We start from the raw sequence: 25,108 nt of genomic DNA on the forward strand, positions 1-25,108 counted from the left end.
GAGAATATTTATGGGATTAAATGAAATAAAAAAAGGCTCTATTGTAAAAATCTCAAAACTTAATGCAAAAGGAGCACTATTATATAAATTACTTGATATGGGATTTGTAAATGGTGCTGTTGTAGAAGTAATAAGAGAAGCACCTTTATATGATCCAATGGAGTTAAAAATACATAATTACAATTTAACTTTGAGAAAAAGTGAAGCAAAATTAATAGAAGTGAATATGATATGAAGAATTTAAAAACAGTATTAGCAGGACAACCAAACTGTGGGAAATCTACAATTTTTAATCTTGTTAGTGGAATAGAACAACATATAGCAAATTACCCTGGTGTTACAGTAGATAAAAAAGTAGGTTTTTTTAAATACCAAGATTACAAAATACAAATGGTTGATTTACCAGGAACTTACTCTTTTAGCTCTTACTCACTAGAAGAAAGAGTTGCAAAAGAGTATATTATAAACGAAAAACCAGATATTATAATAAATGTTGTAGATGCATCAAATCTTAAAAGAAATTTGTACTTAACTTTTCAACTTTTAGAAATGGGATTACCAGTTATTGTTGTTTTAAATATGATGGATGTAGCTTCTAGAAGAGAAATAAAAATAGATAGCCAAAAAATCTCATCAATGCTTAATTGTCCAGTTGTAGAAGCAAGTGGAGCAAAAGGTATTGGTGGAGATGAAATAATGAAATCAGTTGTATCTTTATATGAAAATAAAACAAATTTTGAAGAGTTTAAAATAAATTATGAAGAGTTAGAAAGTTTTATTTTAGAAATAGAAGAACAAATCAAAGATTCAACTTCAAATTTATCAAAAAGATGGTTAGCAATAAAAGCTTTAGAAGGTGATGAAACTATCATAAAGTATCTAAACGATGAATTTCCAACTATTAAAGATACTTTAGAAAAACAAAACTCTTTATTTGAAACAAGATATGATAAAAATATTGTTACATTCCTTGCAACTTTCAGATATGACAGTGCAGAAATAATATATCAAAAAACTGTAAAACATGAAAATAAAAATCAAGAAACTTTGACAGATAAAGCTGATAAAATAGTTTTAAATAGATTTTTAGCATTACCGATTTTATTTACTTTAATGTTTTTAGTTTATGAAATATCTATTGTTATGGGTTATAAACTAACAGATTATACTTGGCCAATACTTGCAAGTTTCAAAAATCTAGTAATTGATTTTATGCCAGAAGCAAGTTTTACAGATGTTCCAATGATTACTGATTTTGCTATTTGGATGGTAAATAGTGCAAATGCCTTATTAAACTATATTCCAATATTTTTTATTTTATTTGCATTAATTGCTATTATGGAAGATGTTGGATATATGCCAAGAATGGCATTTATTCTTGATAGAGTATTTAGAAAATTTGGTCTTCACGGACAATCAACTCTTCCTTTAGTTCTTGGTGGTGCGATGGTTGGTGGATGTGCAGTTCCAGGAGTTATGTCAACAAAAGGAATTGCTGATGAAAGAGCTAGAATGGCTACAATTTTAACAGTTCCTTATATGAACTGTTTAGCAAAAGTTCCATTTTATACACTACTTCTTGCAGCATTTTTTAGAACGGATATGGCAATTATGATGTTTTATATTTCTACAATTACAGTTTTTAGTGCTTTAATTGTTGCAAAAATTTTAACAACAACTGTTTTAAAAAATAGAGAAACTGCTCCTTTTGTTATGGAATTGCCACCTTATCACTTACCTACTTTAAAAGGTGTTGTGATTCGTTCATCTCAAAGAGTTTGGTTATATATTAAAAAAGTTGTAACTATCGTACTTGCAGTTGCAATTGTACTTTTTGCTCTACTTCAATTTCCAGGTCTTAGTGATGAATCAAAAGTAAAATTTGAAAATATGTCAAATAATGCTTTAAGTGAATTTGATTTACAAATAAAAGATTCAACTTATTATGAACATATAAATTCAAAAGAAAAAGTTTCACAACTTCTAAATTATTATGATAATTATCGAACTAAGAAAATGATAAATTCTTCTGATAGTGTTGATGAAAGTTTTATTAAACAAAATGAATTATTTTATAAATTTATAAGACCAATAAAAGACGAAGAAGCAAAAAAAGTAAATAATGCTTTGAAAAAACTATCAAATGATAGAAAAAATATTTTAAGAGAGATAAAAAATGAAAAAGTTGAAACTTCTCTTCTTGGAATGGCAGGAAAATCAATCGAACCTTTGACAAAATACGCAGGATTTGATTGGAAAATAAATGTAGCATTTTTAAGTTCATTTGCTGCACGGGAAAGTGCTGTTGCAACTTTAGGAAGTTTATACGAAAACAATAAAGCAGATAATCAAAGAGCAGAAGAAGCAATGGCTCAAAATAGTGGTTATACTCCACTTCATGCAACTGCAATTATTATCTTTATGCTTTTAACTCCTCCTTGTATTGCTACAATGATAGTTGTTAAAATGCAAACAAATAGTTTTAAATGGATGTTATTTGCAATATTTTTCCCAATAGGTCTTGGAATAATATCATCAGCAATAATATTTACATTAGGAAATATGTACTCTTGGAGTGGATTTGAAGCAATGACTTATTATTACATCGTAGTGTTATTAATCACACTGATTCTTGGACTTTATCCAAATAAATCTATCAATTGGAAAGGAGGATTAAAAAACTCTTGATAATAATAGGATTTAAAAATTTATTTAATAAAAAGGATATGAAATGATTAAAAAAACAGTATTTTCTCTTACTATACTAGCAAGTTCAGCTTTTGCTCATTCAGCAATTATGAATTGTTTTGATAATGGAGATGGAACTATCACTTGTGAAGGTGGATTTAGTGATGGAAGTAGTGCTAGTGGTGTTTATTTTATAATTGAACAAAATGGTAAAGAAATTTTTGAAACAAAAATGAATGAAAACAGTGAAGTAACTTTCAAAAAGCCAAATGGTGATTTTAGAGCTATTTTAGATGCTGGAGAAGGACACGAAGTTTATATCAAAAGTAAAGATATAACTCAATAAATAATAACTAAAAGAGGAAATCAATTCTCTTTTAGCTGTTGTAAGATTTTGTTTGTATTTTTATTACTAAAATAAATAGCCATTGCAAATAATATTAAACACAATACAAAAAATACTATTGTTATTAAATCCCATTCATTATTTGCATTTTGTGCTACTGATAATTTCTTTGTCGAATCATTCTTACTTTTTAATTCTTCTTTAAACCCTTCTAATGGAGCTATTCCTTCTTTTACTATTGTATGTCCTGGTCCTCCATCAAGAACTACTTGATATGGCTCTTTTGGAATAGTAATAGTAAGTTCACTTGCTTCTGGTAGTCTCTCTTTATACAACACATCTCCACTTATTAAAGATTCTACTCTTACTAATGCTCCTGCTGCATCTTCTCCTGTACTAAATTCTCCAATTACTGTTATTGTATTATCTTTATTATCTATTACATTCATTATCAAATTATGTGCAAATAAGCTAACACTTAAAAACATAAAAACAAATATCTTTTTCATCATTTTTCCTTTTTTAATTTCTTTCTTTAGTCCAAAAAGCTTGGATTTTTTCTCTTTGTGTTGGAAGTTTTTTTGCAACAAAAAGTAAAATAACTCCAAATATAAATAAACCAATATCAACACTTAAAATTACATACATTTGTTCATTTATCAGTCTAATAGGAGAAAAACCACTATTTATAAAATGAACAATTGGACTTAAAATAAATAATATTCCACCAAGATATAAAAACTCTTTTGCTGTTTTATATGAATCTAACCTATAAAATGCCCAAGTCAAAGTTCCTATCCAAAGAACAGCAAATAAACCTTTTTGAATTAAAACTCTATTTTCCATATCAAAAGGAAGTATCCATTGTAAAAAAAATAATAATCCAGTTGCAGGAATAACACCAATCATAACTGCAAGAGAAAGTTTTCCAAAGCCTTGATAAACTGGAATATCTAAAGGAAATTTTCTAGCTCTTTTTTCAAGCCAAAGTAATACTCCAAATCCTATTGCAAAAGTAGAAACTGTCATTAAAGTAGCTATAAATAATCTTGTAAAAGTATCAACTCCAAACAAAAAATGTAAGAAAAAAACACTATCATAAAATAATCCACTCCAATGTTTATCCATAACTTTTTGTTGTGATATAAGAGTTCCATCAACTCCACTTAAAGTAACACTTGGTTTATTCGAAATACCATTTAGAAATGGCATATATGGATTATAACCTTCAAACTTTGCAATTGCACTACTATCATACCAATTTATAATTTTTACTCTTTGAAAATCAATTTCAGGAGCAATTTCTTTTGCTTTTTTTAACAATTCATTCATTGGAAGCATAGCTACAATATCATTTTTCTTTTCAATTCTTGGTTCATCTGGATATAAAACAGGTCCTGTTAATTTCCATATTTCATGAGTTTCACCTTTAGAAGCAAGATAAGTCATAGGAGCAGAACCATCATAACCTATGTTCATAAAAGCGCCTGTTAATGTAATAATTATAAAAGGAGGAAATACCCAAGTAAATATTTTCCTATGCCATTTTGAAAATACTCCTGTTTTTGTGCCTGTACTATTTTTATACTTTATTTTTAGTATTAATATAACTCCACCAATAACTAAAAACATAACTCCCACAGCCATAAAACCAAATAAAAAATATCCAAAATCTTTAAATGGTCTTCCATAATGCATATGATTTAAAAAACTTGCAAGTCGTGATAAATCACCTTCATTTTTAACTTCTAAACTTGTATTTGGATTAAATACTTTTGTTTCTACAAAGTCTGTTGATATTCTAAGAGCTGGATCTTCCATATATCCTGGAAAAATGATAGAAATTGGATTTATTTTTGGATATTCAGGATCTGCTAAAACTGGATCTACCATTGCACCATAGTTTATAGTTGTAGGTTCAGCTACTTTAAAATGTCTTGATGGTTTTTCCCATACTTGAATATAAGGAAGTAAAATTGCAAAAATTCCAAAAAATACTGCTACATACATAAGAAGTGAAAAACTTATTCCTGTTGTAACATGAACTCTTTGAAGTCTTTGATTAAATAATTTCTTTTTTTCTTGTTGCGTTATTTCTTGATTCATCTCTTACCTTAAATATTATATAAAATTGCAATTAAAATTGAAAATATCAAAGTTGGAATAATCACTCTTAATATTGCGCTTAATTTACTATATGCTAAACTAATCCATAAAGCAACTATCGCCCAAGCCATAGTATTAAAAAGTAGTGGTACAACAATAGATTCTCCAGGTTTTCCAGGAATCATATAAATAAGTAAAGTCATACCTAAATATGCAACTATTAATCCACCAAATATAGCACAGAGCGTCCTAAAAAGTCCGATCTTTTTCCCGCTTGCTTCGGGAACACTTAAAGATTTTATTAACTCTTTCATTATTCTCCTTATAAGAAAAGATATTATGATAATTAATTTCATAAAATCGTAATTATTTCCATATTTAGCTTAAACAATTCTGCTTAAAAGTTCAATCATGATAAATAAGAGACAAAAAAAGCTAAGAATTAGCTTTTTTTATATGAACAAAAAGAGTCTTTTTTAGGTTTTTCTTCTATTGTTTTTAAAATTCTCATCGAGTTAAATATCGCTATTAATGCAACTCCCATATCCGCAAAAATCGCTTCTTTCATACCAATAATTGCATCTGCACCTAAAACTAAAAATATAACTTTTATAAACATAATAAAAATGATATTTTGATACACAATAGTTTTTGTTTTTTTAGCAATTTTTATAGCATCACTTATTGAATTTAAATTATCATTTAAAACTACAATATCTGCTGATTTTATAGCTAAATCACTACCAACTTTTCCCATAGCAAAACCTACATCAGAATTTGCCAAAGTTGGAGCATCATTTATTCCATCACCTACAAAAGCTGTAATCTTTCCTGTTTTGTTTTTTATCTCTTCATAACTTTTTAGTTTGTCTTGAGGTAGAAGTTCATATTTTACCTCATCAATTTGTAAATCATCTGCTACTTTTAAAGCAACTTCTTTTTTATCACCTGTTAGCATATAAGTTTTAGAAATATTTAATTTTTTAAGTTCATTTATAAAATCTTTTGCTTCATTTTTTATAATATCACTTACAACAATAAATCCTTCAAATTTAGAATCAATAGCAATATAAACGATATTTAATTCTTCTTTTATCTCTTTTCTTACTTCTACACCAAACTGTTTAAGTAGTCTTTCATTTCCAACTAAAATATCTTTATTTTTTATCTTTGCTTTTATTCCCAATCCACTTAACTCTTCACAAGAACTTACTTCTTTTAAATTTAACTCTTTATCATAAGCGTTTACTATTGCCTTTGCTATTGGATGTGTTGAAAAACTTTCTACTAAAGCAGCATATTCTAAAAGTTTATTTTCATCTAAATTAAAACTCTCTACTCTTGTAACTTGAAAAACTCCTTTTGTTAAAGTTCCAGTTTTATCAAAAATAATTTCTTGAATCTCTGTTAATTTTTCTATATAGTTTGCACCTTTTACTAATACACCTTTTTTTGAAACAGCACCAATTGCACTAAAAAATGATAAAGGAATAGAAACAACTAAAGCACAAGGGCAAGAAATAACCAAAAATACTAATGCTCTTTCAATCCAATCAGAATAAATCGCACCTTCGATAAATAAAGGAGGAATAAATGCTAAAATTAAAGCTAAAGCTATAACAATTGGAGTATAAACTGATGCAAATTTTGTTATAAATTTTTCTGCGTTTGCTTTTTTTGAACTTGCATTTTCAATAAGTTCTATAATTTTTGCAATAGTTGAATCTTTATATAAAGAAGTTACTTTTACATAAGAAGCTATTGAAATATTTATAAATCCACTTAAAACTTCTTCATTCTCTTTTATCGTTTTTGGTTTAAATTCACCTGTAATTGCACTAGTATCAAAAGAACAATCATTACTTTGCAAAATTCCATCAACAGGAACTTTTTCACCAGCTTTTACTAAAATAATATCCCCTATTTTTACATCTTCAGGAGCTTTTTGTATAACATTTTCACCCTCTTTTACATTTGCATATTCTGGTTTTATATCTAAAAGTGAGTTTATACTATCTCTTGAATTATTAACTGCAACTTTTTGGAACATTTCACCAATTTGATAAAATACCATAACAGCAATACCTTCAACAAAATCTCCCAAAACAAAAGCTCCAATAGTAGCAATTGACATCAAAAAATTTTCATCAAAAAATCTAGCATTTGTTAAATTTTTAAAAGCTTTAAATAAAACATCAAAACCAACTAATAAATATGCTACTAAATAAACTGTAAATTTTAAATAATTGTTTTCTATATAGTTGTAAGAAATATAAGTTAGAAAAAAAGAAATCAAAGTGATAATTAAAAGTTTTTTATCTAAATTTTGCCAAAATGTTTTTTGAGTTTTTATCTGATCTTTTAAAATAATTACATCTTTTTCTATCTTTTGAATCTCTTTTTCTATTTTGTCTAAAATATCTTTTTTTGTATTTTGCTCAAAAGTGAGAGTTGAAGTAGAAAAATTTAATTTTACATTTGATAACTCTTCCATATTAGCTAAAGATTTTTCAATCTTTAAAGCACAAGATGCACAATCTAAATTTTGTAATTTGACCTTTTTCATAAAATTATCCTTTTGTTATATGCTCAAATCCCATATCAAAAATCCTTTTTATATGTTCATCATCAAGTGAATAATATATCCATTTACCTTCTCTTTTTGACTTTACAATTTTTGCATTTTTTAGTGCTTTTAGTTGGTGAGAAATCGCAGATTGACTGATATTTAAAATTTCACTTATTGCTCCAACACATAAAGTTTCTTCTTTTAAAATAGCAATTATTTTTATTCTAGTAGTATCAGCAAAAGCTTTAAAAAGCTCTGCTACGTCATATAAAGTTTCATCACTAGCTAAAGCTTTTCTTACATTTTCTACTTCTTTTGAGTGTTCACAGCAATTTACAATCATATTATTCCTTTTTATATAAACATATGAACATATAATCATATATTAAAAAGAATTAATTTTAGTTTATATTTTATTTGAAGATAAAAAAGTTTTTAATCTCTTTTATCCTTAATTTTAGAAAGTATATTTCATACCAAGAGTAAAGTTTCGAGGGTCACCATAAAGCATAGAGTTAACTCCAATACCTTCATAATATTTTTCATCAAAAACATTGTTTATATTTAACTGTAAATCTAAACTTTTATTTATTTTATATCCAGCCATTAAATCAGTAGTGATAAATGCATCTTGTGTGATTTTAGTTGCACCACTTCCTGTATAAACTTTACTTTTATAGTTCAATCCTGCACCAAATCTATAATTACTAATAGTATATTTAGCCCATAAATTTGCTGTTGTTCTTGAAGAATCTGTATTAAATTTACTTCCATCAGGATTTTCTGCTTCAAAGTTTGCTAATCCAAAATCTAAACTAAAATCATCTGTAAGATTTCCTTGTACTCCCAATTCAAAACCTTTACTTACAACGCCGTCAATTCTTTCAAAGGCATTTTTTAAAGGATTGCTAGCAATTGGTATTCCAGTATCTTCAAAACCTGTTTGCTCAATTCTAAATATAGATAAAGAAGTATTTAAACGTCCATCAAAATATTCCCCTTTAATTCCCGTTTCATAGCTTTTCCCTTCTGCTGGGTCTAAATAATTATTATCTTTATCTTGTCTATCTGTTGGTTTAAATATACTCGTATAACTCACATAAATAGAGTAATTTTTATCTATATCGTAAACTAAACCAGCATAAGGAGTAATTTCATCGTCAAATTCTCTATTCCCATTTCCATTTTTAGCTTGATATTCCCAAGATGAAACTCTAATACCAGAGATAAGTTTTAAATCTTCCATTAAAGAAAATCTTCCTGCCAAATAATAACCTTTTTGTATAGTTTTACTTGGTAATTCTAAAGTAGGAGTATTTGCACTTAATTGCGGATTATCAATATTTATATTACTAAAATTTAAAGAGGAAGCACTAATATAACCAGTCCCAGCAAAATTATTCTTTTTAAAATCATATTTGTTATATCCAAATCCAGTAATTATCTCATGGTCAAGTTTTGCTAATTCAAAAGGAATTGAGGCATACAAATTTAGATTATTTTCTTCTTCTTTTGCATCACTTACATAATCATACAAAAATCCATCTGCATTATTAGTCACTTTATTAACTGTTCCAAAATAATATGCTATTGCTGTTTTTGAATCCATTGTTCTATTTGAATAAGACGCATTAATTGAAATATCATCATATATATACTGTTTTAAATCTGCAAAATAACTTGTAGTTTTATTATCCCAATAAGTCCAATCATCTGAAACTGTTTTAGAACGACTAAAATTAGTTCTTGAACCATCAGTATAAAATGCTGGCAATCCTCCCCATCTTACTCCATCTCTTTGAATATTTTCATAACTAGCACCAAAAGATAAATATGTAGTATCTGTTAAATCCATATCAACTACACCATAAAAAACATCTGTTTGTTTTTCATAATTATCCATATATGATTTTTTATCTTGATGTTTTGCTACAAATCTAGCTCTTACACTTCCATCAGTATTTAGTGGAGTTTGAACATCTGCTGAAGACGTATAATTATCCCAAGAACCTGCGCTTAAATCAATAGTTCCTTTAAATTCTTTTGAATTAGCATGCTTTCTAATATAGTTTAAACCTAAAGCAGGATTTCCAGCACCTGTCATAAGTCCATTTGCACCTTTTACAATTTCAACTCTATCAAAAATGATTAAATCAGTATCATTTGCACCATAATCAGCAATTGAATAAGTAGGCATTCCATCATATAAATTATAATCAATAGTAAATCCTCTAGCTGTTGGATATACTCTTTCATCCCACTTATTTAGAGTAACACCTGGCGTTTTAGATAATAATTCTTGATAAGAAGTTATATTTTGATCTTCTAATCTTTGTCTAGTAAAAACTAAAACAGATTGAGGAGTTTCTCTTAAAGATAAATCCAATTTTGTGGCTGTACTTGTAGCTCCTGTTGTATATGAACCTGTTTCTTCTGTTACACTATTCAAAATCAAATTATTCTCTGAAACTTTTATCTCTTCAAGTACTGTTGTGTTTTGACTATTTTGTGCTGCAAAAAGTTGGCTTCCCAAAACCATCGACACACAAAATGACATTGATATCATTTTTCCTTTTTTATTCATTTGTTTTCCTTTTATCTATTTATTATGATTACAATAACTAGTCTCATGTATTGTTTTGGAATTATTTCTTATTGTCACTTAAGTTTTTCTGCAAAAAAGTTCAATCATGATAAATACTTTTCTCAAAGGAGCCACTTTTTGGACATTTTTTTATATTAGAATACCATCAAAATTTAATCAATCTTAGTGAAAAAATAAAAAGAGAATATATTATGAAATTAAAATTAAAAGAAATATGTGAATATTTTAGTAAAGATTTTACAGCAAGTGAAACATCAAAAATACTCAATTTGAGTAGACCAACTGTAAATTACTATTACAAAATATTTAGAGAATCAATCATAAATGATTTATTTATTTTAAAAGGAAATACATTTCAAGTAGAATATATAAAATTTAGAAATGAGTATTTTTTTTATATTATAAACAAAAATTCAATTTATTTAATAGAAGAACATTCAAAATTATTAGCAAATTTAAAAATCTTTATAAAAAATGAAATAAAAAAATCTCTGATAAATAATTCAAAATCAAATGCAATTAGAATCCTTTACAATAAACATACACAAAATTTCACAGTTGTAGGCTTTTATACCTCAACTCTTGGATTACAAGAGTTTATAAATAACCGTTTGAAGAAGTTTAGAGGTATAAAAAAAGAAAATATATATTCTCATATCAAAGAGTCAATATTTAGATTTAATTTTTCAAATAATGAAATAAATGAAAAAATATTAAAAAGTTTATCTATAAAACAAGGTCTTTAATGTACAAACTAATAGACTATTTTTATAAAAATTCTCAACTTAATCATACTATTTTAGTTTTTTTCCTCATTTTAGGAATTTTTTCATATATAAATATCCCTAAAGAAGTTTTTCCTACAACTCAACTTGAAAAACTTGATATAGAAGGAAGTTACTCAGGAGCTAGTGCAGAAAGTTTAAATAACTTTGCAGTAAGTGAAATAGAAAATCAACTAAACTCTATTTCAGGACTTGGGAAAATCACTTCATATATTTATTCAGGATTTTTTTCAATCAATATTGAACTTCAAGATGGAGTTGATAAAACTATAAAATTAAATGAAGTAAAAGATGCAGTAAGCCTTGCAAAAAGATATTTTCCTTCGGATATGGAAGAACCAAATGTAAGAATTATGGATGAAGAGTGGTCATTATTATCTATTGCTTTATCTTCTTCAAAATATAATCAAAGAGAGTTATTAAAAATTGCAGATAATTTGAAAAACTCTTTAATGCAAATTAAAAATATAAACAAAGTACGAAATTTTGGAGATGCAGATTTACAAATAGAGTTAGCTTTAGATAATAAAAAAATAAATATGTATGGATTAAATAGTTCTAGCGTTATTGATGCAATATCACAATTATCTTATATCTATCCTGTTGGAAATATAGAACAAGTTGGCGATCATGTATATTTAAGTGCTGCTAACAATAAATTTGACTCGAAATTTTGGGAAAATAGTATTTTAAAAATAGATGGAAAAAAGATTTATCTAAATGATATTGCAAACATAACTATTGGATATCCTAAAAAAGAGACTATTTCTCGACTTAATGGAGAAAATACTTTAACTCTAAGAGTATATAAAAATAAAAATGGCGATAGTATCAAACTAACAAAAGAGATAAAAGAGTTACTTAAAAGTACTGAAGCTTCTTATGAAGATATTACTTTAGTTGTTTCAAGAGACAATTCTAAATTAATCAATGAAAGATTAAATACGATTTTGGCAAATATAACTTTAGGATTAATCTTAGTTGGATTTGCTATGTATATTTTGATTAGTCCTAGATTATCATTTGTTATTATTTTAGGTATTCCTTTTTCATTTATTATTGGATTACTATTTTTAGAAATGATGGGATATAGTCTAAATATGGTTTCAATGATGGCTATGTTAATAGCTCTTGGAATTGTAGTTGATGATGCAATTATCGTAAGTGAAAATATCCAAAGACATATTGATGAAGGTTATGAACTTGACAAAGCTATTTTAAAAGGAACAAAACAGATGATAGGTCCAGTTATAATAGCTGGAATTACAACTGTTTTTGCTTTTATATCTATGTTATTTGTTAGTGGAGAAATGGGACTTTTTATTAAGTTAATTCCTATTGTTATTACTTGTTTGATAGTTTCATCAATTATTGAATCATTTTTATTTTTACCACTTCATGCAAAACATATTTTAAAGGTAAATGAAAAACAATTAGATTGGACAAAAGTATATAACTTTTATGAAAATATTTTACACAAAGTAATAGAACATAAAAGAAGCTTCTTAGTTATATTTTTTATAACTATTCCCATAATTTCAATTATTCTTATAAAAACTAGTAGATTTCAACTTTTTCCAGATATTGATTCAAGTAATATTGAAATTGCAGTTAAACTTGAGAACTCTATTCCTATTGAAATAACCGATAATATTGCAAAAAAATATGAAAAAGCTCTTTTAGATAATGCAAAAGAACTCTATATAAAAAATATAACAACAACAATTGGATTATATGTTGATATTGCAGATAATGAAGAAGAGATAGAAAATGCTTTTATTCTTTCAGTGGAACTTGAAGAGTTTAGAGAAGAAAATTTTGTAGAAAACTATATAAATCCTATTTTAAACTTTAGTTTTGATTTTGAAAGATCAGATAAAGTAAGACTTATTAGCTCTAATGATGCTATGAATATGATTAGAGATTTAATCAATCCTTTATTAAAAGAAGACAATGCCGTTGACTATAATATAATCTCTCAAAAAATGGGTATTGATTCAACAGATATTGAGATTTTATTGAATTCTTATGATACTTCATTATTAGTTCAGAATATTGAAAAATTAAAAGAAAAACTAAAAAATATAAATGGAGTAAAAGATATATCTGATAATACTATTTTAGGACAAAGTGAATACAAATATATAGTAAATGCTTATGGAAGACAATTAGGACTTACAGATAGTGATATAGCAAAAGCTATTAGTAGTTTCTTTTTAGAAAGAGAACAAGCAAATACTTTCAATGAAGATGGAATTATCAAAATAATAACAAAATCAATAAATAAAGATAGTATAAAAGAGTTAAAAAACTTTTATATTCCACTTGAAAATAACCAATTTGTTCAATTAAAAGAAGTTGTAGATTTCAAAATTGAAAGAAATTTCAACGAAATGCAAAAAATCAATGGACAAATTTATAAAAAAGTTATGGCAAATGTTCAAAATGATATTGTAAATGCAACTGAAGTTTTAGAAAAACTTGAAGGCACTATAGAAGATATAAAAAAATCTGGTATTCAAATAAATTTTGGAGGAGAAAAAGAAAAAAGCGATAAATTGGCTTTAGACATTATCAAAGCTTTTTTAGTTTCAATATTTTTAATATTTATAACTTTACTTATAATCTTCCCCTCTTTTAAAAGTACTTTTGTGATTTTGTCTGTTATTCCTTTTACAATTTTAGGACCAATTATTGGTCACTTTATAATGGGAATAAATCTAAATTCACAATCAATGATTGGTATGCTAGGACTTGCTGGTGTTGTTATAAATGATGGAATTATTATGCTTAATTTTTTACATCATACAAGAACAAAAAAAGAGTTTTTTGAAAATGCAAAATTAAGAGTTCGCCCTATTTTAATAACTTCTATTACAACAATGTTAGGTTTATTTACTTTAATATTTTTTCCAACAGGAGAATCTATAATGCTTCAACCAATAGCCGTTTCTTTAGGATTTGGGATTTTATGGGGAACAGTTTTAAATTTAGTTTATGTCCCTGCTCTTTTTGCAACTTTATATAAAATCAAGGATTAAAAATGACAAAATATATTTTTTTACTATTTCCAATATTTTTATTTGCTAACTCATATATAGCAAAAATTGAACCAAAAGATGAATTTAGTATCTATGCAAATGCAAGTGGAGAAATAACATATCTTGATAAAAATAAAGAGATGAATATTATAAATGGTGTTATCGTAAAAATTGATAATGTTTTAGATAAAGAAAATCTTAGCCTTTATCAAACTCAATTAAAACTTTTAAATGAAAAACTCTCAATTTTACAAGATTATTACAATAAATTTAAAACTATAAAAGGTAAAAGTGATTTTGAAAAAGATGAAAAATATATGGAAATTATTGAATTAAAAAATAGTATAAAAGATTTAGAAATTTCAATAGCAAATACAAAAAATACTCTAAGCAAAAAAGAGATTGCCTTAGACAACTTATATCTAAAAGAGTTTGTTGTTAATAAATATGATTATGTAAATGTAGGAACTAAAATCGCAACTGCATATGATATAAGTAAAGCAAAACTAGTTATTTATCTAAATAGTGAAGATTATAAAGATATAAAATCAAAAGAGATTTATTTAGATGGTAAAAAATCAGATGTAAAAATAAAAAAGCTTGATATTACTCCTGATAAAACTTTTATTTCTGCATATAAATTAGAACTAGAAATTGATTCAAAAGAGTTTGGTAAAAGTATAACTGTGGAGTTCAAATAATGAAAAAATTTTTATATTGTTTTTTATTCTCTTCTTTACTTTTTGCAAATGAAAAATCAAATGAAGTTTTAATGCCTTTAAAAAATGAAATAAGAGATTTAGAAACAAAAAGCATAGAAGAAAAAAAAGAGGTAAATAAATATGAATGGTTAAATGATTTGAATATATCACTTAGTCAAAGTAAAGATGATGAAAATATAAAAACAAAAGATTATTCTTTAAATTTAAATCAAAAGATACTTGACTTTGGTGGTATTTCTTCTCAAATTGATTATGCAAATAATTTATTTAAACAAGAAGCTTTAAAAATAAAAATGGAAAATTTTGAAGATTTAAATACTTTGTATAAAAACTTTATTGATTTAAAAATAAATGATATAAATATTTTACAAAATGACTTGAATATAAAAAATAGTGAAATAGAAGTTGATATAAAAAAATCTCAATATAGAAATGGTCAAAGTGATATTAGTGATTTAAACGATGCTATTATGAAAAAAAACTTATTAGAAGATTCAAAAATGAATCTAAAACTCAATAAAGTTATTTATGAAAATGATATAAAAAAACTAACTTCTTACGAATTAAATAATTTAAGTATTCCTTCAATATATTTGATTTCAAAAGATATATTTTTAGAAAAATCTACAAAAAAACTATATGCAAATTTAGAATCGCAAGTAAGCCAAAATGAATACAAAAAAACTAAAAGCAAATATCTTCCAGCTTTAAACCTAACTGGAGCAGTTGGATATCAAGATTCTACTACAAAAAAATCGCAAGATTATTATAATTATGGTGCAAGTATAACTATGCCTTTAAATTATACCTTTTCAAATGACATAGAATATTCAAAACTAGTATATTTACAAAATAGAAAAAAAGAAGAATTAACATCAATTGAACTAGAAAAAGTTTATGATAGTTCAATTGAAACAATAAAACAATTCGAAAATAGAATAAATCTTGCATTAAATGACATAAAACTTTATGAAGAACTTTTAGAATTAAATCAAGAAGAGTTTAATGCCGGATTTAAAGCAGATGAAGATGTTCAAACGCTGAAAAACTCGAAAGAAATAAGAAAATTAGATATTGAAAAATATAAATTAAATATCAAAAAAGAGCTTTTATACATATATTTTCAAACAATTTAATCTAATAATTTTTTTAAAATTTGCTTTTATTTATTTTTTCAGATACAATCGGCGCATTAAAGATGATTTAGAGTTTAATCACATCTTTAGTTTGCTTTTATTGATACTCACAAATTAATACTAACACCTAATAAAAATAAAACTCCATATTACACTTTATATATAGCTTCACATATGAAGCAACATCAAACAATAAGGAATTGCAAATGGCAAATCAAAATATCGGAACAGTAAAATGGTTCAACAGTGAAAAAGGTTTTGGATTTATCCAATTAGAAAATGAAGATCAAGAGTTTTTTGTTCACCATAGTGAAATTAATTCATCAAATTACGGAAGAGCTACATTAAATGATGGTCAAAAAGTATCTTTTGAAATCGGTAAAAACGATAAAGGTCCTCAAGCAAAAAATGTTAGAGCTATCTAATATAAAAAATAAAATAAATTGTAAAGGAGAAAAATGTCAATAACAAATGTTAGTATAAAAGCAAAACAAGTAATTTTACTAAGACTTTTAAACGATGGTGAAAGTCTAATAGATGCAAGTTCAAAATCTGGATTATGTATCAAAGTTGCAAAAGAATATTTAAGCAGCAAATAGTTATTTTATCTAATAAAAGATAATTAAACAGTAGTAATTTTATAGCCAATCTTTGAAAAATTATATAAGCAATCTTTTGGAAGTTTTTTTCTTAGTTTTCTTGCTACTGTTCTTAAAGCCCCTTCGCTCATAAAATCATCATTCCAAACAATAGATTGTATAGTATCATAATCGACTAATCTATCGCTATTTTCGCAAAGAAGAGATAATAAATCAACTTCTTTTATTGATAATTTTTCGATATTTTCATTTTTATATAAAATTTTATTTGAAAGGTCAAAATAACAATCTTTTGAAAAATATTTTATATTTTTGCTATTTTTTATTTTATTTACGCAATCGCTTAAAATAGGAAATATTGTTTCATGACGAATAGGTTTTACTAAATATTTTTCAAGTCTTAATTCAATAGCTTCTAATAAATACTCTGTTTTAGTATATGCACTTAAAACTATGATTTTAGTATAAAGATCATTTTTTCTAATTTTCCTTATCATCTCTAAACCATTAGTTTTAGGCATATTTATATCTGTTATTATAATATGTGGTTTTTTATTATCAATTATTTCAAAAGCTTCATTAGCATCTTTTGCTTCATATACTTCTTCAAATAATCTTCTAAGATAAGTTACAGCATTTATTCTGATATTTTCTTCATCTTCTACGAATAATACTTTTATATTTTTAAATTCATTTCTACTCATGGCGCAATTATACAAAAAATAATCATAAATTATGATAATTAATATTATTTCATTAAATTATTGTATAATAATCTAATGAAAAGCATTTTATTTCTTATTTTATTTTTTACAAATCTTTACAGCAATAATTTTGGATATTTTATAAAAGACTATATTTCTGAGGATAATATAAATTTTAGAGAACTTAAATACGAAGATTATGGAAATCTAATTTTAGATGAATTTACAATTAAGTTTGAACTAGATTTTGAAAAACTTGAAAATAAAACTTACTATTTAACAATCGTTTCTGACAAAGATAGTTTAATTTATACAAATATTAAATATGAAATAATAAATAATATAATAGTTGTAAAACTCGATAAATTTCAAGAAAAAGAGATATTTTTTAAATACAAATATGATAGTAAAAAAATTGCCCAATTTCGATGGAATTATATAAATAACTTTGAATACAAATATTTTCTAAAATATGAAGGCATATTATATGGAGTTGCATATGGAATAATCTTTTGTGCTTTTTTATATTATTTAATCATATTTTTTTCAACTAGAATGAAATGTTTTTTATACTATTCTTTAATGCAACTTTTTGTTCTTTTATCTCTTGTTGGATTTATGTATTTTAGTTATCACTCTTACCTCTCTTCTATATATCAAGCTTTAGTTGATACAGCAGAAACTCTTAGTTTTTTATTCACTCTTTTATTTGCACAAGCTATTTTAAAAACTAAAGAAAAAATGCCTGCCATTCATATATTTATAAATATATTTATACTACTTAATATCTTGGATTTAATAGCAATTTTTATATATAAATACTCTATTTTATATATTTATGTTCCTTTTTATATAGGATTTTTAATTCCAACTATTGCAGGAGCAATTGCAGTAATTAAAGGCGATAAAAATGCATTAGTTTATACTATTGGTTGGTTAGTGGTTTGTATTTTTATATATGCAGCCGAACACTATTTAATTCCAATTAGTGGAATCTATACTGTACATATTGGCGCACCTTTAGAATCTTTGATTTTTAGTTTTGCATTAGGATATATGTTAAAAATTTTAGTAAAAGAAAAAAATGAAAAAGAAAAACTTTTAATTCACCAAAGTAAATTGGCTTCAATGGGTGAAATGATAAATAATATTGCTCATCAATGGAGACAACCATTAACTCATTTAGGTTTTATAAATATGAATTTTCAATTAGCCTTAGAAGATAAAAAAATAGATATAAAATACTTAAATGAAAAAATAAAAGAATCAAATTCTCAATTGGACTTTATGTCAAAAACAATTGATAATTTTAAAGATTTTTACAAAGTTAATAAACAAAAAGAGAACTTTTATTTAAGCGATGAGATATATAAAGCCATCGAAATAATGCAACCTATTTTTGATAATCTAAATATAAATTTTGAATTTAAAATAAAAGAAGATACTCAAATAATTGCTTATGAAAACGAGTATTCTCAAGTAATATTAAACCTTTTAACAAATGCAAAAGATGCAATTATCTTAAGAAAAATATCTAATCCACAAATAAAAATTATTCTTGAAACAAAAAATAATAAATCATTTACAACTATCCTTGATAATGCTGGTGGTATAGAAAAAGAGCATTTAAACTCAATATTTGATCCATATTTTACAACAAAAGAAAAAGGAACAGGAATTGGACTTTATATGTCAAAAATGATTATAGAATCTCACTTTAAAGGAAAAATAAATGTCTTTAATATAAAAGATGGAGTCGCTTTTTCTATTGAAATATGACTAATATTTTATTTATTTTATAAATAGTTATTAAAATAGTTTAATATTAAGTCTTTTTTAATATAAATTCAATTATAATCACACTCCTTAAAAGCTTTATATAGTTTTTAAAGATTTTGCGGGAGTAGCTCAGTTGGCTAGAGCTTCTGCCTTCCAAGCAGACTGTCGCGAGTTCGAGTCTCGTCTCCCGCTCCACTTTAACTTTAAAGTTAAATTTTTTTCACATATCGCGGAATAGAGCAGCTAGGTAGCTCGTCGGGCTCATAACCCGAAGGTCATAGGTTCAAATCCTATTTCCGCAACCAATTTATAAAATGTCAAGGTAGCTCAGCTGGTTAGAGCGCTGGTCTCATAAGCTTTGACAAATCCCATGAAATCTATCTTTTCAATAAAATATAACTTTTTTGTAATAGTTTGTTATAGTTTTTCACGTTTCAAAATTTTAAGTAAAGTTTGAAAATGACAAATATATATCTTAGAAACAATATTTTCTATTATCGAAAATCAATCCCAAATCATTTAAAATTATTTTTCAAAAATAAAACTCTTTATGTTCGTACACTAAGTACAAAATCTAAAAAACTAGCGTTAAAATATGCTACACTATTAAATAACAAATTTAATGCTATAAAAGAGGTTTATAATATGTCTTTTGACATTGACTTTATATATCAATTAGTGGAAGAATTTCACAATACACAATTAGAACTTACCGAACAAGACTTATACAATACACCAAAACCTGAAGATACAATTTTTGCTTTAATGCTGGAAGATAGTATTGAACAACTACAACATAATTATCAAAATAATATCTTTGAAGTAGAAGAAGTCGAGTTTATACTAAATAAACTTGATTACAAGCCCAATAATGAAGAAATAATAAAAATAGGTAAAATCCTACTAAATAGTAAAATAAATCATTTAAAGGCTATTAATGACAAGATAAACAAAGGTCTATATTATAAAGCTAGAAAAATAAACTTAGTAAAAAATAATCTTGCTGCAAATGAAACAATAACACCTACTAAAAAAGAAGTAAAAGAAGAAGTTAAAGTAGTTAATACTATTGCTTCAACTTTTGACAAATATATCAAATATCAAAGTACACAGGATAATTGGACAAATGATACTCTACAATTAAACATAAGAGCTTTTAAACTTTTAAATATGTATTTCAAAGATAAAGATTTAAAAGATATTAAATTTGATGAGTTGATAGATTTTAGGGATACATTATTGGAGATACCTTTAGCATATACTACAAAAAACTTTTTTAAAAACAAAGATTTAGACTTTATTATTAGTAATAATGATGACTATGAAACTTTGTCCAATGATACTGTAAACAAATATATTATTAGAGTTAATCAATATCTTGACTATATGTATAAAATAGATTGTATTGCAAAAGAAAATTTTAAAATTCCAAAACTTAGTTCAGATTCAAAGAAGCGTCAAAATTATACAAGAGAAGAAATACAAAAAATTGAAAATTTAATGCAAAATGATACTATTGAAAATCAATTTATAACAAGAGTAGCAACATACCAAGGAATGCGATTAAAAGAGATAACTCAATTAAGATCAGAAGATATTGTTGAAATTGGTGGTACACCTTGCATAAGTATTAACACAAAAGAAAATAAAACAACTAAAACCGACGCAAGTATTAGAACAATACCTATACACCCAAAATTAATAGAACTAGGTTTTTTAGATTTTGTAAAATCTAAAAATAATAATTTATTCAATATTGATAATAAAAGTTTTAGTACATATTTTAGAAAAACATATAAAAACCAAATTAATGAAAATAAAACTTTGTATTCATTAAGACATAGTTTTATAGATACTCTAATTCAAAGTAATCAAAAGATGGAACATATAAAAGCTTTTGTAGGACATGCGCAAAGTGATAAAACTACTTTTGGATATAGTAATCCAATTAATATAAAACTATTAAAAGGTTTGTTAGATTATATCAATTATTAAAAATAACTAAAATAATTATTAAACTTGCCGTAGCGTTTTGAGAAAAAGATTACTATAGAAAAAAACAAGATAAGAATAAAAATAAAAAAAAGAAACAACTACTTTTTAACTGGATAATGCGCCGCAGGCAAAAAAAGAGATGGAATGTAAAAAGAGAATAAACGAAGTTTATTTATTAACATTTTTGCGGCGATTAGCTTCCACGCAAAAATTATATACTTTTTGTGAATATATTTAAAATCATATTTTAAATATGTTCAAGTGAAACTTTAGTTTCACCAGAGCATTAAAAAAGTAACTTAATATGATTTTTTGAAGCGATTTTAATTGCTTCACCGGAACGAGGTGTAGGAAAAAATCATCTTTTTTCTCTTTTTCTCTTTTTCGCCCCCTTGTAAGCCCCATGAAATCGAAGCTAATTTACTCTAAATGGGAAACTTTTGATAGATAATGGGAAAATATTGATAGATAATGGGAAACTTTTGATAGATAAAAGGAAAAGATTTTAATTTCTTTACCATTTGATTTTTATGTTACTTAAAACTAATTTTAAATTTAAAAAAGGATTTAAAATGAGTAAAGTAGAAAAAGAAAATTTAGTAGTAAAACATAATGCTTTAATAAATGCAACTACTAAATATAAATATGAAACAAACGAATTAAAATTAATTTGTACATTAATATCAAATATAGATAATCAAAAAGACAAAAGTTTTGATATTAAATATATGAATTTAAGAGATCTGAACTTTTCAGAAAAAGATATAACAAACGTAGAATATATAACAAACTTATGTGAGTCAATTATGTCAAAACCATTTAAAATTGGAAAAGGTGTTTTCAATTGGTTTAGTGGATTAGTTTATGATGATGGAGTTATAGAATATGCTTTTGATAAAAGATTAAAACCATATTTATTAGAACTAAAAGATAATTTCACAAGATACAACATAAGTAATATTTTAAAACTAAGAAGTGCTTATTCAATACAAGTTTTTGAATTACTAACACAATATAAAACTATAGGTAATAGAACAATTACAATAGATGAATTTAGAAAACTTTTAAAAATTCCAAATACTTATACAAATAAAGATATTAGGGTAATGATAGAAAGTGTACAAAAAGATTTAAAAAAAAATACAACTATAAAATTTGAATTTAGTTTTAAAAAACTTGGTAAATCATTTCATTCAATAGATTTTCAGATCTGTGATAATTTTGAAACAATAGAAAAAATCAAAAAAGAAAGAAAAGCTAAAAGACAAGAAGGTGCAAATACTTTGCAACAAAAAATGAAAGCATTAAAAATAGAAGATAATTAAAGTTATAGGGAAATTTTATTCCCTATTTAATATTTTTATTAACTTCTTGAGTAGTATTTGTAGTATTCGTATTTTGATCATTTTTAGGAGAATTAATAAATCCTATCAATAATAGAACAAGCCAAACAAAAGATATTATTCTTGAAGTTTTTGAAAATCCTTTTTTAAGTGTAAACCAAGCAAAAATATAAGGCATAAAAATTACCCCTATGTATATAAAAATTTTATATACCATACTAATTTCTGAAATATTTTTTTCTTTTTTAATTTCTACACGTTTATATTGTGTATAATCAATCTCTATTGATTTAGTTGCTAAACCTTGTTCTAAATAAGTATTAAAATTTTTATTATAATCTTCTACAAAGTCTACAAGATTATAAACTGAATCTGATATTTTTCTTTTTGCAACTACTCCATAATCTTTAATTTCTAAAGTTCTCATGGCAATTTTATTTATATCTAATACTATTTTCATAAATTCTTCATATTTCTTGCTACCAATAAATAAATCATCTAAATCTATTTCATATTTACTTATTTCTTCAAAATTATATCCATTTGTTTCAACAAATTTTTTTACAGAATCTAAAGTTTTTGTATTCATAGAATTTAAAAATTCTTGAAATTCTTGTTCTTTTTTATCCTTTTCATTTTTTTTATTATTGTTATCCAAATTTATTTTAGTACCTATACCAATCCTAAAACCATTCCCCAAATTTTTACTAATTCCTATAAACATAAAAGCTTATCCCCTAATAGATTTATATATTTTTATATCTTATAGAAGTGTTGCTTAAATAATCAAATTTATGTTTTTTTACAGATTAGAAGAACAAAAATGTTTTGTGATTCTTCTCTTAGAGGTGGGGAAGTTCAAGGGGATTTTTAAGGGTGTTCACCCCTTAAACTTACTAAAGATTAACACGAAGTGGTAATCTAGTAAGTCAAATGTAAGTATTACCATTACTCGAAATTTTTAACTTATAATTAATAGGTATCAAAATGAAGGGATACACTATGAATAATTATATTAATTCAAGGATACAAGCACACAATAATCTTAAAATTAGAAATGCAATTAAACACAATCTTAGACACACTCACAAGAGCTTATCTCAACTCGAAAACAACAATTTCAATTATATTTTTTTGGATGGAAAAGCTACTAAAATTACAAAAGAAAATAAAAAAGAACTCTATACAAAAATATCAAGTGAATATAAAAAAGATAGACTTGAACATACCGAAATTTATAAAAAATATAATAAAAGAAATCTAAGAGATACTTGTGGCTCATGGGGTGAAGGTGTTTTTACTTTTAGTGAACAACTAAAAGAAGATTTGAAAAACAAAAAATATAGTTTAATTGATTTATCAAATCTAGCTATTGAATGTTTAAAAGATATGGAAAAACATTTAGGAATTAAAACAAAATATATGGTTTTACACCTTGATGAAAAAACTCCACACTTTCAATATTTTTTTACAAATTTTGACAATATGGGAGCCTCTATTACTTTTAAAAATAGAGAAACAAAAGACTTATCACCTTTACAAGATATAGCCTATAAACACTTTGGAAAACTTGGAATGGAAAGAGGTATAAAAAAAGATTTTACAAACTCTAATTATATTAGTGCTGCAAAATATTGGAAAACTCTAGGAATAGATTTAAAAAATAAAACTATAAGTCTTGAAGCACAATACAACAATAAAAAACAAGATATAGAAAAATCATTAAAAGAACTTTATACAGAAGTAAATTTTAAAAAGAATGAGATTAAAGATTTAAGATCTAGTTACGATAGAACTAGTCAAGAATACAAAGATTTAACAATAGTTTTTAAGCAGTTACAAGTGGAAGAAAAAACTTTGCGGGAAAAAGTAAAAGAATTAAAAGAAATTGATAATCTTGATAATTACTTAAATTCATTAAAAAGTGATATTAAAAACATTTTAGGAAAAAATACAAAACAAGTAAATTCAATCTTAGGAGTAAGTAGAATTGAGGTAGAAAATATTACTCAAATGTATAAGGAACTTGTCTCAAAAATAAGTGAACCATTAAACTCAAAAGTTAAAGAAATTGAAGAAAAAGACAAAATTATTAAAGAACTTAATGACAAATTAGATAAAAAAGAAAATCGAATTAATGAATTAATAGTTGAAAAAAATAAATTAAATGATACAAATAATGTTTTAAATCAAGAAAACACCCAAATTAAGCAAAAACTAACTTTAGATATACAAAATCTTGAAAAAGAACAAAAATCATTTCTAGGTACATTAAAACAACAAAATCAAAAATTAAGAGATAGAACTAAATATTTAAAAAAGATTTTAAAAGATCAGAATATAAAAATTACTAGAGATCAGATTAGACTAGCTCTAAACAAACCTAAACCTAAATCTAAAAAGATTGAACAATCTTTAATTAGAAAACAAGAACTCAACAACCTTAGCAGGATATAAATATCCTGTAGCCTAGTTTTAATTCTTTTTAAAAAATTTAAAAAGGAAATAAAACTAGTGCTATCTTATTATTCATTTTTCTCTTCTACTTTATCTCTTTGCTTGCGGCGCATCATCCAGTTAAAAAGTAGTTGTTTTTTGTAATAGTTTTGTTATAGTTTTTAGCTTTTTTTAAGTTTTATCCCGTTATAATCTCGACCTTGAAACAAAGAAAAAGCCTAGTTTCAAAGATA

General features: G+C 25.1%; 21 protein-coding genes and 2 tRNA genes. 15 read left to right on the forward strand and 8 right to left on the reverse strand.

The window, feature by feature from the left end; all coding sequences use genetic code 11:
* The first annotated feature begins 10 nt into the window (after nucleotides 1-10).
* The 3 genes from CKV87_RS09275 to CKV87_RS09285 are packed head-to-tail and all read left to right on the forward strand — an operon-like array spanning nucleotide 11 to nucleotide 3,034.
* Nucleotides 11-235 (forward strand): FeoA family protein, encoded by a 225-nt coding sequence (locus CKV87_RS09275; RefSeq protein WP_004511231.1) that lies wholly within the window; start codon nucleotides 11-13, stop codon nucleotides 233-235.
* Nucleotides 232-2,688 carry a ferrous iron transport protein B gene (feoB, locus tag CKV87_RS09280; RefSeq protein WP_012147802.1) on the forward strand — a complete coding sequence of 819 codons (2,457 nt, stop codon included), beginning with the start codon at nucleotides 232-234 and terminating at the stop codon, nucleotides 2,686-2,688. Before CKV87_RS09275 ends, feoB begins: the two co-directional genes overlap by 4 nt.
* Before the next feature lie 43 nt (nucleotides 2,689-2,731).
* The gene (locus tag CKV87_RS09285) at nucleotides 2,732-3,034 is read left to right on the forward strand and encodes a hypothetical protein (protein WP_012147803.1); all 303 of its coding nucleotides are present in this window, start codon (nucleotides 2,732-2,734) and stop codon (nucleotides 3,032-3,034) included.
* A gap of 20 nt (nucleotides 3,035-3,054) precedes the next feature.
* Here CKV87_RS09285 and CKV87_RS09290 read toward each other — a convergent pair whose 3' ends face one another.
* The 6 genes from CKV87_RS09290 to CKV87_RS09315 form a co-directional block, all read right to left on the reverse strand.
* Nucleotides 3,055-3,546: a hypothetical protein gene (locus CKV87_RS09290; protein ID WP_012147804.1), complete on the reverse strand. Its 492-nt coding sequence runs from the start codon at nucleotides 3,544-3,546 to the stop codon at nucleotides 3,055-3,057.
* A gap of 10 nt (nucleotides 3,547-3,556) precedes the next feature.
* Nucleotides 3,557-5,140 (reverse strand): PepSY-associated TM helix domain-containing protein, encoded by a 1,584-nt coding sequence (locus CKV87_RS09295; RefSeq protein WP_012147805.1) that lies wholly within the window; start codon nucleotides 5,138-5,140, stop codon nucleotides 3,557-3,559.
* 8 nt (nucleotides 5,141-5,148) lie between these two features.
* Nucleotides 5,149-5,454, reverse strand: coding sequence for a hypothetical protein (locus tag CKV87_RS09300; protein WP_004511235.1), 306 nt, complete (start codon nucleotides 5,452-5,454; stop codon nucleotides 5,149-5,151).
* Nucleotides 5,455-5,582: 128 nt separating this feature from the next.
* Nucleotides 5,583-7,706, reverse strand: coding sequence for a heavy metal translocating P-type ATPase (locus tag CKV87_RS09305; RefSeq protein WP_012147806.1), 2,124 nt, complete (start codon nucleotides 7,704-7,706; stop codon nucleotides 5,583-5,585).
* Nucleotides 7,707-7,710: 4 nt separating this feature from the next.
* Nucleotides 7,711-8,052, reverse strand: coding sequence for an ArsR/SmtB family transcription factor (locus CKV87_RS09310; protein ID WP_012147807.1), 342 nt, complete (start codon nucleotides 8,050-8,052; stop codon nucleotides 7,711-7,713).
* Nucleotides 8,053-8,166: 114 nt separating this feature from the next.
* On the reverse strand, nucleotides 8,167-10,293 hold the full coding sequence (locus CKV87_RS09315; RefSeq protein ID WP_012147808.1) for a TonB-dependent siderophore receptor: 2,127 nt from the start codon (nucleotides 10,291-10,293) through the stop codon (nucleotides 8,167-8,169).
* A gap of 212 nt (nucleotides 10,294-10,505) precedes the next feature.
* Here CKV87_RS09315 and CKV87_RS09320 point away from each other — a divergent pair, with 212 nt between their 5' ends.
* The 6 genes from CKV87_RS09320 (at nucleotide 10,506) to CKV87_RS11740 (ending at nucleotide 16,597) form a co-directional block, all read left to right on the forward strand.
* Nucleotides 10,506-11,060, forward strand: a complete 555-nt coding sequence (locus CKV87_RS09320; RefSeq protein ID WP_012147809.1) for a hypothetical protein — start codon at nucleotides 10,506-10,508, stop codon at nucleotides 11,058-11,060.
* A complete protein-coding gene (locus tag CKV87_RS09325) occupies nucleotides 11,060-14,140 on the forward strand; it encodes an efflux RND transporter permease subunit (protein ID WP_012147810.1) in 3,081 nt (1,026 codons plus the stop codon). The genes CKV87_RS09320 and CKV87_RS09325 overlap by 1 nt, the downstream gene beginning before the upstream one ends.
* A 2-nt stretch (nucleotides 14,141-14,142) precedes the next feature.
* Nucleotides 14,143-14,841 carry an efflux RND transporter periplasmic adaptor subunit gene (locus CKV87_RS09330; protein WP_012147811.1) on the forward strand — a complete coding sequence of 233 codons (699 nt, stop codon included), beginning with the start codon at nucleotides 14,143-14,145 and terminating at the stop codon, nucleotides 14,839-14,841.
* A complete protein-coding gene (locus CKV87_RS09335; RefSeq protein WP_012147812.1) occupies nucleotides 14,841-15,998 on the forward strand; it encodes a TolC family protein in 1,158 nt (385 codons plus the stop codon). Before CKV87_RS09330 ends, CKV87_RS09335 begins: the two co-directional genes overlap by 1 nt.
* A 206-nt stretch (nucleotides 15,999-16,204) precedes the next feature.
* Nucleotides 16,205-16,423 (forward strand): cold-shock protein, encoded by a 219-nt coding sequence (locus CKV87_RS09340; RefSeq protein ID WP_004511244.1) that lies wholly within the window; start codon nucleotides 16,205-16,207, stop codon nucleotides 16,421-16,423.
* Between the two features lie 33 nt (nucleotides 16,424-16,456).
* Entirely contained in the window at nucleotides 16,457-16,597 is a 141-nt protein-coding gene (locus tag CKV87_RS11740) for a hypothetical protein (protein WP_012147813.1), read from the forward strand.
* 23 nt (nucleotides 16,598-16,620) lie between these two features.
* Here the strand turns inward: CKV87_RS11740 and CKV87_RS09345 are convergent, their stop codons facing one another.
* Entirely contained in the window at nucleotides 16,621-17,301 is a 681-nt protein-coding gene (locus tag CKV87_RS09345; RefSeq protein ID WP_041645002.1) for a response regulator transcription factor, read from the reverse strand.
* 75 nt (nucleotides 17,302-17,376) lie between these two features.
* Here CKV87_RS09345 and CKV87_RS09350 point away from each other — a divergent pair, with 75 nt between their 5' ends.
* The 5 genes from CKV87_RS09350 (at nucleotide 17,377) to CKV87_RS09370 (ending at nucleotide 22,400) form a co-directional block, all read left to right on the forward strand.
* Nucleotides 17,377-19,080 (forward strand): sensor histidine kinase, encoded by a 1,704-nt coding sequence (locus tag CKV87_RS09350; protein ID WP_012147815.1) that lies wholly within the window; start codon nucleotides 17,377-17,379, stop codon nucleotides 19,078-19,080.
* A gap of 118 nt (nucleotides 19,081-19,198) precedes the next feature.
* Nucleotides 19,199-19,275 (forward strand) — tRNA-Gly (locus CKV87_RS09355).
* Nucleotides 19,276-19,308: 33 nt separating this feature from the next.
* Nucleotides 19,309-19,385: transfer RNA gene (locus CKV87_RS09360), tRNA-Met, on the forward strand.
* Between the two features lie 154 nt (nucleotides 19,386-19,539).
* A complete protein-coding gene (locus tag CKV87_RS09365) occupies nucleotides 19,540-21,075 on the forward strand; it encodes a tyrosine-type recombinase/integrase (protein ID WP_012147816.1) in 1,536 nt (511 codons plus the stop codon).
* A 572-nt stretch (nucleotides 21,076-21,647) separates the two neighbouring features.
* Entirely contained in the window at nucleotides 21,648-22,400 is a 753-nt protein-coding gene (locus CKV87_RS09370; RefSeq protein ID WP_041645004.1) for a replication initiation protein, read from the forward strand.
* 22 nt (nucleotides 22,401-22,422) lie between these two features.
* Here the strand turns inward: CKV87_RS09370 and CKV87_RS09375 are convergent, their stop codons facing one another.
* On the reverse strand, nucleotides 22,423-23,142 hold the full coding sequence (locus CKV87_RS09375) for a hypothetical protein (protein ID WP_012147818.1): 720 nt from the start codon (nucleotides 23,140-23,142) through the stop codon (nucleotides 22,423-22,425).
* Nucleotides 23,143-23,420: 278 nt separating this feature from the next.
* Here CKV87_RS09375 and CKV87_RS09380 point away from each other — a divergent pair, with 278 nt between their 5' ends.
* On the forward strand, nucleotides 23,421-24,875 hold the full coding sequence (locus CKV87_RS09380) for a hypothetical protein (RefSeq protein WP_041645005.1): 1,455 nt from the start codon (nucleotides 23,421-23,423) through the stop codon (nucleotides 24,873-24,875).
* The last annotated feature ends 233 nt before the right edge of the window (nucleotides 24,876-25,108 follow it).

It is taken from the genome of Aliarcobacter butzleri (assembly GCF_900187115.1).
Taxonomy (GTDB): Bacteria; Campylobacterota; Campylobacteria; order Campylobacterales; family Arcobacteraceae; genus Aliarcobacter; species Aliarcobacter butzleri.